Here is an 11,732-nt window from a genome sequence, read left to right on the forward strand (position 1 = left end):
GATCAGTCCGCGCTCTTCGAGACGCCCGCGAGGAACGCGCGGCTCTGGCTCGACGGCACCGAGACGCCGGTGACGCCCTCGGGGTGCGCGACGAACGCGTCGGTGGCGAGCAGCGTCAGCGTCGGGTAGACGATCTCGGCCTCGTGCTTCTCGACCGCGATGAGCGCCTCCTGGTAGGCCTCCTGCGAGTCGGCGGCGAGCGCCGCGTCGAGGAGCTGCTGCAGCGAGTCCGGCACCGGGCCCTGACGCCCGGGGGCGGGGGCGATGTACTGGTAGGGGTTCGAGTAGTACGACTGGGCGTTCCAGCTCAGGTCGTAGTCGAGGGAGGTGAGCCGGTCGCCCCAGGTGGCGCCTTCGAGCGGCTCGAGCTCGATCTGGAACCCGGCCTGGGCGAGCTGGTCCTGCATGCTCGCGAGCAGGTCGTTGGTGCCGTAGTCGTAGGCGCCGATGTACATGAGCTTCGCGCTCACCCCGTCCGGGAACCCGGCCCCGGCGAGCAGCTCCTTCGACTTCGCGGCGTCCTGCGTGTAGTTCGGCAGCTCGGCGGGCGCGGGCGCCCACTCGAGACCCGGGGGCAGGTAGCCGCTCGCCCGCGCCGCGCCGCCGTAGGCCTGCTCGGCGAGCTGGTCGCGATCGAAGGCGAGTGCGAGCGCCTGCCGGACGGCCGGGTTGTCGAACGGCGCCTTCGTGTCGTTGATCTGGAGGAAGATCGTCGAGTCGGTCGGGGTGCTCTCGACGGAGAAGCCCTCCTTCTCGAGCGATCCCGCGGAGGTCTGGTCGGGGAAGATCAAGTCGACCTTGCCGGCCTTCAGGTTGCTGACCTGCGTGGCCATGCTCGGCATGTAGAGGATCGAGAGCTGCTCGGACGCGGTGGGCTCGCCCCAGTAGTCGTCGTTGCGCTGCAGGCTGAGGCTCGTGCCGGGCTCGTACGCGGACTGCGTCCACGGGCCGGTGCCGATCATCGCGGTGGCGAGGCCGTCGTCCGACTGGTCGCTGAGGATCGCGCAGCCCCAGACGAGCGGGTTCGCCATGTTGTTGACGAAGCCGGCGTCGGGGCTGGAGAGCGTGAAGCGCACGGTCTGCTCGTCGACCTTCTCGGCGCCGACGAGCGTGGGGAACAGTTCCTGGTCGATGCGCTCGGGGCTCGTGGTCAGGCGGTCGAAGGTGAAGACCACGTCGTCGGCGTCGAGCGTGTCGCCGTTCGAGAACGTGACGCCGTCGCGGAGGGTGAAGGTGTAGCTGAGGCCGTCCTCGGCCTTCTCGTAGCCGGTGGCGAGGGCGGGCTCGACGGTGCCGTCGTCGCTCGTCGTGAGGAGGCATTCGTAGCTCAGCTGCCAGACGAAGCGGTCGCTGAACATGCTCGAGCGCTGGGGGTCGAGGGAGGTCGGCGGAGTCGTCTCCGCGATCGTCAGCGCGTCGCCGCCGCCGTCACCGGCGAGGGACTGGGGTGCGGCGCACCCGGCGAGCAGCAGCGCGGCGGCGCCGATCGCGATCGCTGCGCCGAGCTTCGGTGCGTGCTGGTGAGTGGTGGACATGTGATGCCTTCCGTCGTTGGAAGCGGGGGTCGTTGCAGAGTATCCAGAAGGATTGTGCAAAGCAAAGTGCTGTATTGCAATGCAGAACGTATAGAGTCTTTCCTAATTCGGAGGAGACCCAGATGACCGTGCAGCCCGCCACCGCATCCACCCCGCGCAACAACTCGTCGTCGCTCCGTCGGGCGCTCGCGATCCTGCTCCAGCTGGGAGAGGACCGGAGCGGGGACGGCTACTCCCTCGCCGAGCTCGGCGAGCTGCTGCAGCTGAACAAGAGCACGATCCTCCGGCTCATGCAGCCGATGATCGAGGAGCACTTCATCGAGGTCGCCGACACGCAGGGGCACTACCGGCTGAGCTGGCGGAGCGCGCAGCTCGGCCAGAGCTACCTGAACGCCGTCAGCATCGATCGCGACATGCACGACGTCCTGGTCCGGCTCTCGCGCGCCTCGCAGGAGACCACGCACCTCGTGCGGGCGGCCCTCCCCCGCGTCGTCTACATCGACAAGGTCGACAGCCCGCTCGCCGTGCGGATGTTCTCGCGCGTCGGCAACACCCAGCCGATGTACTCGACGAGCGTGGGCAAGGCGATCCTCGCGCAGCTCGACGAGGCGGCGCTCCGCACCGTCGTCGAGGCCGGGATGCCGCGGCGGACCCCGCGGACCATCACCGACGAGGCGGCCCTCCGGCACGACCTCGCGCTCACCCGGGAGCGCGGCTGGGCGATCGACGACGTCGAGAACGAGGACGGGATCCGCTGCGTCGCCGCGCCGGTCTTCGACCAGCACGGGCAGTGCGCCCACGCGATCAGCCTGTCCGGCCCCGTCTCCCGGGTGACGAGCGAGCGCGTGCCCGAGCTCGCCGCCCTCGTCATCGCCTCGGCGAACGAGATCTCGCGCCGGCTCGGCGCCCGGCGCTAGCCGCGACCGCGGAGCAGCTCCGCGAGCCGCGGCAGCTGCGACTCGTCCTCGAGGGCCTGCCCCACCGCGACCGAACGCACCCCGGCCGCGAGGAAGCCGCCGGCGTTGTCGGCATCCATGCCGCCCGTCGCGACGAAGCGCACGCCGGGGAACGGTCCGCGCATCGCGCGAAACCAGCCCGGCCCGAGCGCGGACGCGGGGAACGCCTTCAGCCAGCTGAGGCCGAGCGCCGTCGCCCGCTGCACCTCGGTGGCCGTGGCGACCCCCGGCAGGGGCGGGAGGCCCGCCTCGGCCGAGGCCCGGACGACCGCCTCGTCGAAGCCGGGACTCACCGTGAAGGCGGCCCCGGCGCGGGCGGCGAGCTCCACCTGCTCGACCGTCACGACGGTGCCCGCGCCGACCACGCGGCCGCGCTCCCGGGCCGCCGCCGCGACGACGCGGAGCGCCTCCACGTCGTCGTCCGACTGGATCGGCAGCTCGACCGCGTCGATCCCGAGCCCCCAGGCCCGCTCGACGAGCTCCAGGCTGCGTCGGGCGCCGAGCCCCCGGAAGATCGCCATGACCGGCGCACCTCCGAGCAGCTCCTCGAACTCGGCGTTCTCGATCCGACTCATCCGTCGTTCCTCTCGTCGTCGATCCGCTGGTGACGCGGGATGTCGCTCGTGCCCGCGATCGTCAGCACGGCGCGCGCGTGGCCGGCGGAGAGCCTGGCCGCGGCATCCGCCCCGTCGAGCCAGGCGGCGATCCAGCCGGCGGCGAAGGCGTCGCCCGCCCCGACCACCTCGACCGCGGTCGTGGCGATCGCCGGCACGTGCAGCGTCCCGCCGGCCTCGAAGGCGGTCGCGCCGACCGCGCCGTCCTTCACGATGAGCCGGGCGGGCTCCGGCAGCAGCTCGCGCACGGCCTCGGGCGTCGCGGTCCCCCACAGCCCCTCGGCCTCGTCGAGCCCGACGAAGACGAGCTCGGCGCGGCGGGCGAGGGCGAGGAGGCGCTCGGCGGCGGCGGCCGTCGACGGCCAGAGCGCCGCCCGGTGGTTCACGTCGAAGCTCACCGGGACGCCCTCGGCGGCGGCGCGGTCGAACAGCGCATCGACGAGGGCGTCGCAGCTCGCGGAGAGCGCCGGGGTGATGCCGCTCAGGTGCAGGAGCCGCACGCCGGCGATCGGCAGCGCGGCGACGGCGGCGGGGCCGAGCCGGGATGCCGCGGAGCCGGCGCGGTAGTAGTGCACGCCGTCGCCCGGGTCCTTGAAGTAGACCCCGGTCGGCGCCCCGGGGTCGCGGCGGGCCCAGCCGATGTCGACGCCGAGGGCCGCGAGCTGGGCGAGCAGGCGCCGGCCGAGCGGGTCGTCGCCGACGGCCCCGGCCCATGCGGCGCGGCGGCCGAGGGCGGCGAGGTGGGCGGCGACGTTCGACTCGGCGCCGCCCGGTTCGACGTGGAAGTCGACGGCGTCCGCGAGCGGCTCGGCACGGGCGGGCACGACGAGGGCCATCGTCTCGCCGACGGTCAGGACTTCAGGGTTGGGCGGCACGGCCCTATGCTGACTGCTGTGCAGATGCCGCGCAAGCGCGTTGCAGTATATGCACACCCCACGCACGCCAGATCGAACCCCGAGGTGAGGAGACGGATGACGCTCGCGCTCGACCGACTGCACGACGAGGTCCTGACCCCGGCCGACACCGGGCTGCCCGCCCGCGCCGCCGGGCTCACCGCGCGCGAGTTCCTCGCGACGGAGCCCGCCCTCGGCGAGTTCTGGACGCCGCTCACCGTGCTCGACCAGGAGGCGCTCGAGCGCAACGCCGCCACGATGCAGCGCTGGACGAGCGCCGCCGGGCTCGAGCTCATGCCGCACGGCAAGACGACGATGGCCCCGCAGCTCTGGGCGCTCCAGCTCGCGCACGGTGCCGCCGGCCTCACCCTCGCGACCCCGGGCCAGCTCCGCACCGCCCGCGCCTTCGGCGTGCCGACCCTCATGCTCGCGAACGCGATCGTCGCCCCGGCCGCGCTCGCCTGGCTCGCCGGCGAGCTCGCCGATCCCGGGTTCCGGTTCTGGTGCTGGGCGGACTCCCTCGAGACCGTCGAGGCGATGGAACGCGGCCTCGCCGCGCACGGCCCGCTCCCCCGCCCCGTCGAGGTGCTCGTCGAGCTCGGCGGCGACGGCGGGCGCACCGGCGCGCGCACGCTCGAGGCCGCGGTCGCCGTCGCCCGGCGGATCGTCGCCTCGCCAGTGCTCCGGCTCGCGGGCGTCGCCGGCTACGAGGGCGCGCTCGCCCACGACCGCAGCGCCGCCGGCGTCGCGGCCGTCCGCGACTACCTCGCCGCGCTGCTGGAGCTCCGCAGCGAGGTCGCCCAGCTCGCCGACGACGACGCCCCACTCCTCGTCACGGCGGGCGGCAGCGCCTACCCCGAGCTCGTCGCCGAGGCTTTCGCGCCCGCGATCGCGGCGGATGCCTCGGCCGGGCGCCCCGGACGCTGGGTGCTCCGCTCGGGCGCCTCCCTCGTGCACGACGACGGCTTCTACCACGCCATCTCGCCGCTCGACGCGGAGCTGCGGCCCGCGATGCGCGGCTACGCCCGCGTCGTCTCGCACCCGGAGCCCGGGCTCGCCCTGCTCGACGGCGGTCGGCGCGACTTCCCCTTCGACGAGGGCCTGCCGCGACCGCTCGCGGTCTCCGCGGAGCTCGGCGACGCTGCGGCGCGGCCGCTGCGCGCGGCCGAGGTGACCGCCGTGAACGATCAGCACGCCTTCCTCCGCGGTGCGGAACTGCCCCTCGGCGTGGGCGACGTCGTCGCGCTCGGCCTCTCCCACCCGTGCACGGCCTTCGACAAGCGGCGCTGGCTGCCCGTCGTCGAGCGCGCCGGGAGCGCCCGCGTCGTCGACCTCGTCCGGACCTTCTTCTGAGCGGAGCGCGAGCATGACCGACCCCGGAGCCGCCTCGACGCGCACCGTCCTCCTGGACGTGCGGCTCGACCCCGCGGCCGCCCCCGTCGACCTCGTCGTCGACGGCGAACGGATCGCGGCGATCCTGCCCCGCGGCGAGGCAGACGGCGCCGCGCGCGACGTCGCCGCCGAGCGCCTGGTCTCGGGCGAGGGCCGGCTCGTCCTGCCCGGATTCGTCGACGCCCACTCGCACGCCGGCGGCCGGCTCTTCGATGCCGAGGTGCAGCTCGCCCTGCTCCGCCAGGGGGTCACGAGCATCATCGGCGGCCAGGACGGCGTCGGCCCGGCACCGGGCGACGGCGCGTACGCGGGCGAGTACTTCGCCGCCATCGACGGCCCCCAGCCGGGCTACCGGGGCGACGGGATCGGCGGGCTCCTCGCCTCCTACGACGGCACGACCCCGCTGAACGCCGGAGTCCTGGTGCCCGCGGGCACCGTGCGCCACGAGATCTGCGGCCGCTCCGCCGCCCCCGCGACGGCCGCGGAGCTCGATGAGATGCGCGCCCTCGTCCGCGCGGGGATGGCCGATGGCGCGCTCGGGCTCTCCAGCGGGCTCGACTATGTGCCCGGCATCTTCGCCGACGTCGACGAGCTCGCCGCGCTGGCCGCCGAGCTCGCACCCGCCTGCGGCGTGTACGTCTCCCACCTCCGCGGCGGTTACGAGGCGAACTCCGCCGCGGGCGTCGCCGAGCTCGCCGAGATCGGCCGGCGGGCGGGCGTCGCCGTGCACGTCTCGCACTTCCACGCCGAGCCGGGGATCGTGCAGGCGCTCATGACCGAGCTCGCCGACGCGGGGCTCGAGGCGAGCTTCGACGCCTACCCCTACGGCCGCGGCTGCTCGCTGCTCGGCATGCCGCTGCTGCCGCCCGAGCTCGGAGTTCGCCCCGTCGACGAACTCGTGGCCGAGCTCCGCGACGAGGGCGTGCGCGAGACGCTGCTGCGCGACTGGTTCCCCGGCATCGCCGACTACCCGAGCCTCGGCCCGGCCTGGCCGGAGATGCTCGTGTTCGGCCACCTCGCCGCGCCCGAGCTCGATTGGGCGCACGGGCTCACGCTCGCCGAGGCAGCCGCGCGCGCCGGGCGCACGCCGGCCGAGTTCGCCCTCGACGCCCTCGTCGCCTGCCGGCTGGAGGTGAACGTCGTGATGGCCGTGCAGCACGAGCGCAGCGCGGCGGAGCTCGCCGGCATCCTCGCGCATCCGCGGGCGATGGGCGGATCCGACGGCATCTTCGTCGGCCGGCATCCGCACCCCAGGGCGCGCGGCAGCTTCGCGCGCTATCCGCGGGAGCTCGTCGTCGAGCACGGCGTGCTCGACTGGGCGGTGCTCGCCGCCTTCGCCTCGACGCGGGCCGCCGAGCGCTTCGGCCTCGGCCGTCGCGGTCGGGTGCGCGAGGGCTGGCTCGCCGACCTCGTGCTCCTCGACCCCGCGACGGTGCGGGACACCGCCGACTACGGCACGCCGCTCGGCCTCGCCGAGGGCATCGACGACGTGCTCGTCGCGGGCGTCCCCGTGCTCGCGGGTGGGCGGCTCACCGGTGCGACGCCGGGCCGCGGGCTGCGTCGCGCCCCGGCGGTCGCCGTGGACCTCGAGGACCTCGCTGGCCTCGCGGAAGGGAGCCGCTGATGTCGCAGAGCGTGGAGCGGGCCGCCCGCATCATCGACGCCGTCGCGGAGTCGCCGCGCACGGTCGCCGAGCTCGCCGAGGCCTTCGAGCTGCACCGCTCGACGATGTTCCGCGAGCTGCAGTCGCTCGAACAGGTCGGCTGGGTGCGGCGGCGCGCCTCGGGCCGCTACGCCCTCGGGCCCCGGCTCGCGGCGCTGTCCCGCGAGGCCCTCGAGTCGCTCGACCTGCGGGAGGCCGGATCCGAGCACGTGCGCCGGCTGCACCGTCGGACGGGCAACACGGTGCACCTCGCCGCGCTCATCGACGGCTCGATCGTCTACGTCGACAAGGTCGAGGACGCCTCCGGGGTCCGCATGTACTCGCGGATCGGGAAGGCCGTCATCCCGTACTGCTCGGGCGTCGGCAAGGCGATCCTCGCGGAGCTGCCGGAGCTCGAGCGCGACGCCGTGCTCGCGGGGGTCGACTGGGCGCCGTTCACGGAGCGGACGATCACGAGCCGCGCCCGCTTCGACGCCGAGCTCGACCGGGTCGCCGCCGCGGGCTACGCCACCGACGACCGCGAGTTCGAGCCGTTCGTGAACTGCCTCGCCGTGCCGGTCGTGTCGAGCATGGGCATCGTCGGGGCGGTCTCGGTCACCGCCATCCGGATGGTGGCCGACCTCGACGCCCTGAAGCAGCACCTCCCGGCCCTCCGGAGCACGGCGGCGGCGATCGCCGCCGAGCTCGGCTGAGCCGTCCACCCATCCATCGCCCATCCATCACCGAACACAGGAGCACCCATGCCGAAGACCGCCGTCACCCTCTCGAACGCCCCGAAGCCCGCCGGTCCGTACAGCCACGGCGTCGTCGCGAACGGCTTCCTCTACACCGCGGGCTTCGGCCCGCAGGACCCGGCGACCGGCCTCGTCGTCGAGGGCGGGGTGCAGGAGCAGACCCGTCAGGTGCTCCGCAACATCGGCGCCGTCCTCGCCGAGTACGGCCTCGGCTTCGACGACGTCGTGAAGGTCACCGCCCATCTGGAGGACCTCGCCGACTTCGCCGAGTACAACGAGGCCTACGCGGAGTTCTTCACCGAGCCCTACCCGGTGCGCACCACGGTCGGCTCGCGCCTCGCGAACATCCTGGTCGAGATCGACGTCGTGGCGGCCGTCCCGCAGGGCTGAACGCGCGGGGTCCCATCGAATCATCCGGTTCTATAGCTTTAGGACCGCAGCTCTGGCTATGCTGGCGCTCGAACCGCTCGACCGGCCCTTCGCGACCGGCCCCGTGGCGGGAGATCAATGGAGATCGAAGGGACCCCCATGCCTGCAGAACCCGAGGTCAGCCACCTCGACGACGCCGAGCACCTCCAGGTGCTCGGCTACGACGACTCGTTCAACCGCTCGATGAGCCTCTGGGCGAACTTCGCCCTCGGCTTTACCTACCTCTCCCCGCTCGTCGGCGTCTACTCGCTCTTCGCGGTGGCGCTCACGATCGGTGGCCCGCCGTCGATCTGGTGGATCGTCATCGTCGGCTGCGGACAGCTGCTCGTCTCGCTCGTCTTCGGCGAGATCGTGTCGCAGTACCCGATCCACGGCGGCATCTACCCCTGGGCGAGACGACTCTGGGGCCGCCGCTACGCGTGGATGGCCGCCTGGGTCTACATCTGGGCGATGATCGTGACGATCACCGCGGTCGCCGAGTTCGGCTCCGGCTTCGTCGCCAGCCTCTTCGACCTCGAGCTCACCCCCGGGGTGAACCTCGCGATCACGCTCGGGCTGCTCCTCCTCGCCTTCGTCTTCAACTTCTCGGGCACGAAGACCCTCGCCCGCGTCGCGCAGATCGGCCTCGCCGCCGAGCTCATCGGCGTCATCGGGCTCGGCCTCTACCTGCTGATCTTCCAGCGCAAGCACGACTTCGGCATCTTCTTCAACACGATGGGCGTCGAGGGCGACGGCAGCTACGCGGTGGCGTTCCTCGGCGCCGCGCTCGCGGGCCTCTTCCTCTTCTACGGCTTCGAGGCCTGCGGCGACGTCGCCGAGGAGGTTTCGAACCCGGCCAGGCGCATCCCCCGGGCCATGATGATGACGATCCTCGTCGGCGGCGTCTCAGCCCTCTTCTCCTTCGGCGGCTACGTGCTCGCCGCGCCGAACCTCGAGGCGATCGTCTCCGGCGAGGACGCGGACCCGATCCCCGGCATCCTCGCCGACACCCTCGGACCGGTCGGCGCGAAGGTCTTCCTCGTCGTCGCGATCACGGCGTTCATCTCCTGCGTACTGAGCCTGCAGGCGGCCGCGAGCCGGCTGCTGTTCTCCTTCGCCCGCGACGGGATGATCCCGGGACACACCTGGCTCGCCAAGGTCTCGCCGCGCAACAAGGTGCCGACGAACGCCCTCATCGTCGCCTGCACGGTGCCCGCGATCATCAGCGTGCTGATCTTCCTGAACGGCAACCTGCTCGTGCCGATCACCTCCTTCGCGGTGCTCGGCATCTACGTCGCGTTCCAGATGGTCGTGCTCGCCTCGCTCCGGCAGCGGCTGAAGGGCTGGCGGCCCGCCGGACCGTTCTCGCTCCGCGGCGCCGGCATCGTCGTGAACATCCTCGCCCTCGCCTACGGGATCTTCGCGATCGTGCTGATCGCCCGCCCCGGCGAATCGGGCGACGTGTTCGCCGACTGGGTCGTGCTCATCGGCCTCGGCATCGTCCTCGTCACCGGGCTCGCGTACCTCTTCATCGCCCGGCCGGATCGCAAGTCGAGCGCCCCCGAGGGCGACGCCATCGCGGTGGCCGAGGCGATCCGGACCCGCACCGGGGCGACGCCCGTCAGGCGGTAGCCCGCCTTCCCGCCGCGAGGGGGTCGAATTCTGACGGATGCTGCGTCGCACACGCATGCGGATGTCGCAGAACGACCCCCTCGGTGGTGAGGGGCGGTGCCCGAGGGGTGGGATAGCGTGGCGGGGTGATCCGCCGCCATGTCCTCGTCTCCGGCCACGTCCAGGGAGTCGGCTACCGCTACCTCGCCCGGAAGCATGCCGATCGGCTCGGCATCGCCGGGTGGGTGCGGAACCTCCCCGACGGACGGGTCGAAGCGGAGATCGAGGGCGAGGAGGCGGCGGTCGCCACCATGCTGCGCCGGCTCGAGGCCGGTCCGCCCGGATCCCGGGTGACCGGCCTCGAGGTCGCGGAGCTCCCCGCCGCCGGTCCGGGCGAGCGGCCGGCGGAGTCCGCCGACGAGCGCGGCGGTCGCTTCCGGATCCTGCGCTGACGGCACGCTGACCGCAGGGCGCCCGCGGACGCAGAAAGGCCCGCCGGCGAACCGGCGGGCCTTTCGAACGTCCGAGCGGACTCAGATGGCGTTGACGTCCAGCGGGATGCCGGGGCCGAACGTGGTCGACACGGCGCCCTTCTGGATGTAGCGGCCCTTCGAGCTCGACGGCTTGAGACGGAGCACCTCTTCGAGGGCGGCCTTGGCGTTCTCCTCGAGCTGCTCGGTCGAGAACGACGCCTTGCCGACGACGAAGTGCACGTTGGCGTGCTTGTCGACGCGGAACTCGATCTTGCCGCCCTTGATGTCGGAGACGGCCTGGCCGACGTTCGGGGTCACGGTGCCGGTCTTCGGGTTCGGCATGAGGCCGCGCGGACCGAGAACCTTGCCGAGACGACCCACCTGGCCCATGAGCTCGGGCGTCGAGACGGCCGAGTCGAAGGCGGTGTAGCCGGCGGCGACCTTCTCGATGAGCTCGGCGCCGCCGACCTCGTCGGCGCCGGCGGCGATCGCGGCCTCGGCCGCGGGGCCGGTCGCGAAGACGATGACGCGGGCGGTCTTGCCGGTGCCGTGCGGGAGGATGACGGTGCCGCGCACCATCTGGTCGGCCTTGCGGGGGTCGACGCCGAGCTTCAGCGCGACCTCGACGGTCGAGTCGAACTTCGCCGAGCCGGTCTCCTTCGCGAGGGCGACGGCCTCGCTCGGGGTGTAGTACTTGCCGGCCTCGATCTTCTCGGCCGCGGCCCGGTAGGCCTTGGACTTCTGTGCCATGTTGCTTCTCCTTGCGAGAGTTGTGGTCATCGCGCCTGGCGGGCGCTGCCACGAATGAGCGTTCTGAAGGCGGATGCCTCGAGGCATCCATCCGACGGGCTCGTCGAGCGAGCCCGCGAGGCGATTACTCGACCGTGATGCCCATCGACCGGGCGGTGCCGGCGATGATCTTCGACGCGGCGTCGAGGTCGTTCGCGTTCAGGTCGGACATCTTCTGCTCGGCGATCGCACGGACCTGGTCGGGGCTGATCTTGCCGACCTTGGTGGTGTGCGGGACGCCGGAACCCTTGGCGACGCCGGCGGCCTTCTTGATGAGCTCGGCGGCGGGCGGGGTCTTCAGGATGAAGGTGAAGCTGCGGTCCTCGTAGACCGTGATCTCGACGGGGATCACGTTGCCGCGCTGCGACTCGGTGGCCGCGTTGTAGGCCTTGCAGAACTCCATGATGTTCACGCCGTGCTGACCCAGCGCCGGACCGATCGGCGGGGCGGGGTTGGCGGCGCCGGCGTTGATCTGAAGCTTGATCAGACCAGTGACCTTCTTCTTCGGTGCCATGATTTCTCTCTTTCTGTTCGAACGCCCCGGCGGGGCACTCTCCCGTCACTCCGGCGGTTCCGGGCGGCGGTGGATCGTGTGGTTCGGGCGGGCCGAACGCAGCACAACCCTCCGAGTATACCGGAGGGTCGGCTGGACGTGCGGTGGGAA

At 72.5% G+C, this 11,732-nt stretch carries 12 protein-coding genes; 7 read left to right on the plus strand and 5 right to left on the minus strand.

What is annotated here, in order from left to right; genetic code table 11:
* Nucleotides 1–2: 2 nt before the first annotated feature.
* Nucleotides 3–1,535 (minus strand): ABC transporter substrate-binding protein, encoded by a 1,533-nt coding sequence (locus ROT00_RS13565; protein ID WP_404775562.1) that lies wholly within the window; start codon nucleotides 1,533–1,535, stop codon nucleotides 3–5.
* 122 nt (nucleotides 1,536–1,657) lie between these two features.
* On the opposite strand from ROT00_RS13565, the gene ROT00_RS13570 reads away from it, so the two are divergent.
* A complete protein-coding gene (locus ROT00_RS13570) occupies nucleotides 1,658–2,452 on the plus strand; it encodes an IclR family transcriptional regulator (RefSeq protein ID WP_404775563.1) in 795 nt (264 codons plus the stop codon).
* Here the strand turns inward: ROT00_RS13570 and ROT00_RS13575 are convergent.
* Nucleotides 2,449–3,066: a bifunctional 4-hydroxy-2-oxoglutarate aldolase/2-dehydro-3-deoxy-phosphogluconate aldolase gene (locus tag ROT00_RS13575; protein ID WP_404775564.1), complete on the minus strand. Its 618-nt coding sequence runs from the start codon at nucleotides 3,064–3,066 to the stop codon at nucleotides 2,449–2,451. The genes ROT00_RS13570 and ROT00_RS13575 overlap by 4 nt on opposite strands.
* Complete coding sequence (locus ROT00_RS13580; RefSeq protein WP_404775565.1) at nucleotides 3,063–3,980, minus strand: sugar kinase; 918 nt, start codon at nucleotides 3,978–3,980, stop codon at nucleotides 3,063–3,065. The genes ROT00_RS13575 and ROT00_RS13580 overlap by 4 nt, the downstream gene beginning before the upstream one ends.
* A gap of 96 nt (nucleotides 3,981–4,076) precedes the next feature.
* On the opposite strand from ROT00_RS13580, the gene ROT00_RS13585 reads away from it, so the two are divergent.
* The 6 genes from ROT00_RS13585 (at nucleotide 4,077) to ROT00_RS13610 (ending at nucleotide 10,258) form a co-directional block, all read left to right on the plus strand.
* Entirely contained in the window at nucleotides 4,077–5,351 is a 1,275-nt protein-coding gene (locus ROT00_RS13585) for an alanine racemase (RefSeq protein WP_404775566.1), read from the plus strand.
* 13 nt (nucleotides 5,352–5,364) lie between these two features.
* Entirely contained in the window at nucleotides 5,365–7,014 is a 1,650-nt protein-coding gene (locus tag ROT00_RS13590; protein ID WP_404775567.1) for an N-acyl-D-amino-acid deacylase family protein, read from the plus strand.
* Entirely contained in the window at nucleotides 7,014–7,745 is a 732-nt protein-coding gene (locus ROT00_RS13595; RefSeq protein ID WP_404775568.1) for an IclR family transcriptional regulator, read from the plus strand. Before ROT00_RS13590 ends, ROT00_RS13595 begins: the two co-directional genes overlap by 1 nt.
* Before the next feature lie 48 nt (nucleotides 7,746–7,793).
* Nucleotides 7,794–8,177 (plus strand): RidA family protein, encoded by a 384-nt coding sequence (locus tag ROT00_RS13600; RefSeq protein WP_404775569.1) that lies wholly within the window; start codon nucleotides 7,794–7,796, stop codon nucleotides 8,175–8,177.
* A 138-nt stretch (nucleotides 8,178–8,315) separates the two neighbouring features.
* A complete protein-coding gene (locus ROT00_RS13605) occupies nucleotides 8,316–9,827 on the plus strand; it encodes an APC family permease (protein WP_404775570.1) in 1,512 nt (503 codons plus the stop codon).
* A 125-nt stretch (nucleotides 9,828–9,952) separates the two neighbouring features.
* Nucleotides 9,953–10,258, plus strand: coding sequence for an acylphosphatase (locus ROT00_RS13610; protein ID WP_404775571.1), 306 nt, complete (start codon nucleotides 9,953–9,955; stop codon nucleotides 10,256–10,258).
* 81 nt (nucleotides 10,259–10,339) lie between these two features.
* Here the strand turns inward: ROT00_RS13610 and rplA are convergent, their stop codons facing one another.
* Both rplA and rplK read right to left on the minus strand, forming a co-directional pair.
* The gene (gene rplA / locus ROT00_RS13615; protein ID WP_189085630.1) at nucleotides 10,340–11,029 is read right to left on the minus strand and encodes a 50S ribosomal protein L1; all 690 of its coding nucleotides are present in this window, start codon (nucleotides 11,027–11,029) and stop codon (nucleotides 10,340–10,342) included.
* A 124-nt stretch (nucleotides 11,030–11,153) separates the two neighbouring features.
* Nucleotides 11,154–11,582: a 50S ribosomal protein L11 gene (rplK, locus tag ROT00_RS13620; RefSeq protein WP_189085629.1), complete on the minus strand. Its 429-nt coding sequence runs from the start codon at nucleotides 11,580–11,582 to the stop codon at nucleotides 11,154–11,156.
* Nucleotides 11,583–11,732: the final 150 nt, after the last annotated feature.

This window comes from Agromyces mediolanus (assembly GCF_044917495.1).
Taxonomy (GTDB): Bacteria; Actinomycetota; Actinomycetes; order Actinomycetales; family Microbacteriaceae; genus Agromyces; species Agromyces mediolanus_B.

Bases quoted from the DNA above. Each gene is read 5' to 3' on its own strand.
- ROT00_RS13565 (WP_404775562.1), bottom strand. From the start codon at position 1,535: ATGTCCACCACTCACCAGCACGCACCGAAGCTCGGCGCAGCGATCGCG.
- ROT00_RS13570 (WP_404775563.1), top strand. From the start codon at position 1,658: ATGACCGTGCAGCCCGCCACCGCATCCACCCCGCGCAACAACTCGTCG.
- ROT00_RS13575 (WP_404775564.1), bottom strand. From the start codon at position 3,066: ATGAGTCGGATCGAGAACGCCGAGTTCGAGGAGCTGCTCGGAGGTGCG.
- ROT00_RS13585 (WP_404775566.1), top strand. From the start codon at position 4,077: ATGACGCTCGCGCTCGACCGACTGCACGACGAGGTCCTGACCCCGGCC.
- ROT00_RS13590 (WP_404775567.1), top strand. From the start codon at position 5,365: ATGACCGACCCCGGAGCCGCCTCGACGCGCACCGTCCTCCTGGACGTG.
- ROT00_RS13595 (WP_404775568.1), top strand. From the start codon at position 7,014: ATGTCGCAGAGCGTGGAGCGGGCCGCCCGCATCATCGACGCCGTCGCG.
- ROT00_RS13600 (WP_404775569.1), top strand. From the start codon at position 7,794: ATGCCGAAGACCGCCGTCACCCTCTCGAACGCCCCGAAGCCCGCCGGT.
- ROT00_RS13605 (WP_404775570.1), top strand. From the start codon at position 8,316: ATGCCTGCAGAACCCGAGGTCAGCCACCTCGACGACGCCGAGCACCTC.
- rplA (WP_189085630.1), bottom strand. From the start codon at position 11,029: ATGGCACAGAAGTCCAAGGCCTACCGGGCCGCGGCCGAGAAGATCGAG.
- rplK (WP_189085629.1), bottom strand. From the start codon at position 11,582: ATGGCACCGAAGAAGAAGGTCACTGGTCTGATCAAGCTTCAGATCAAC.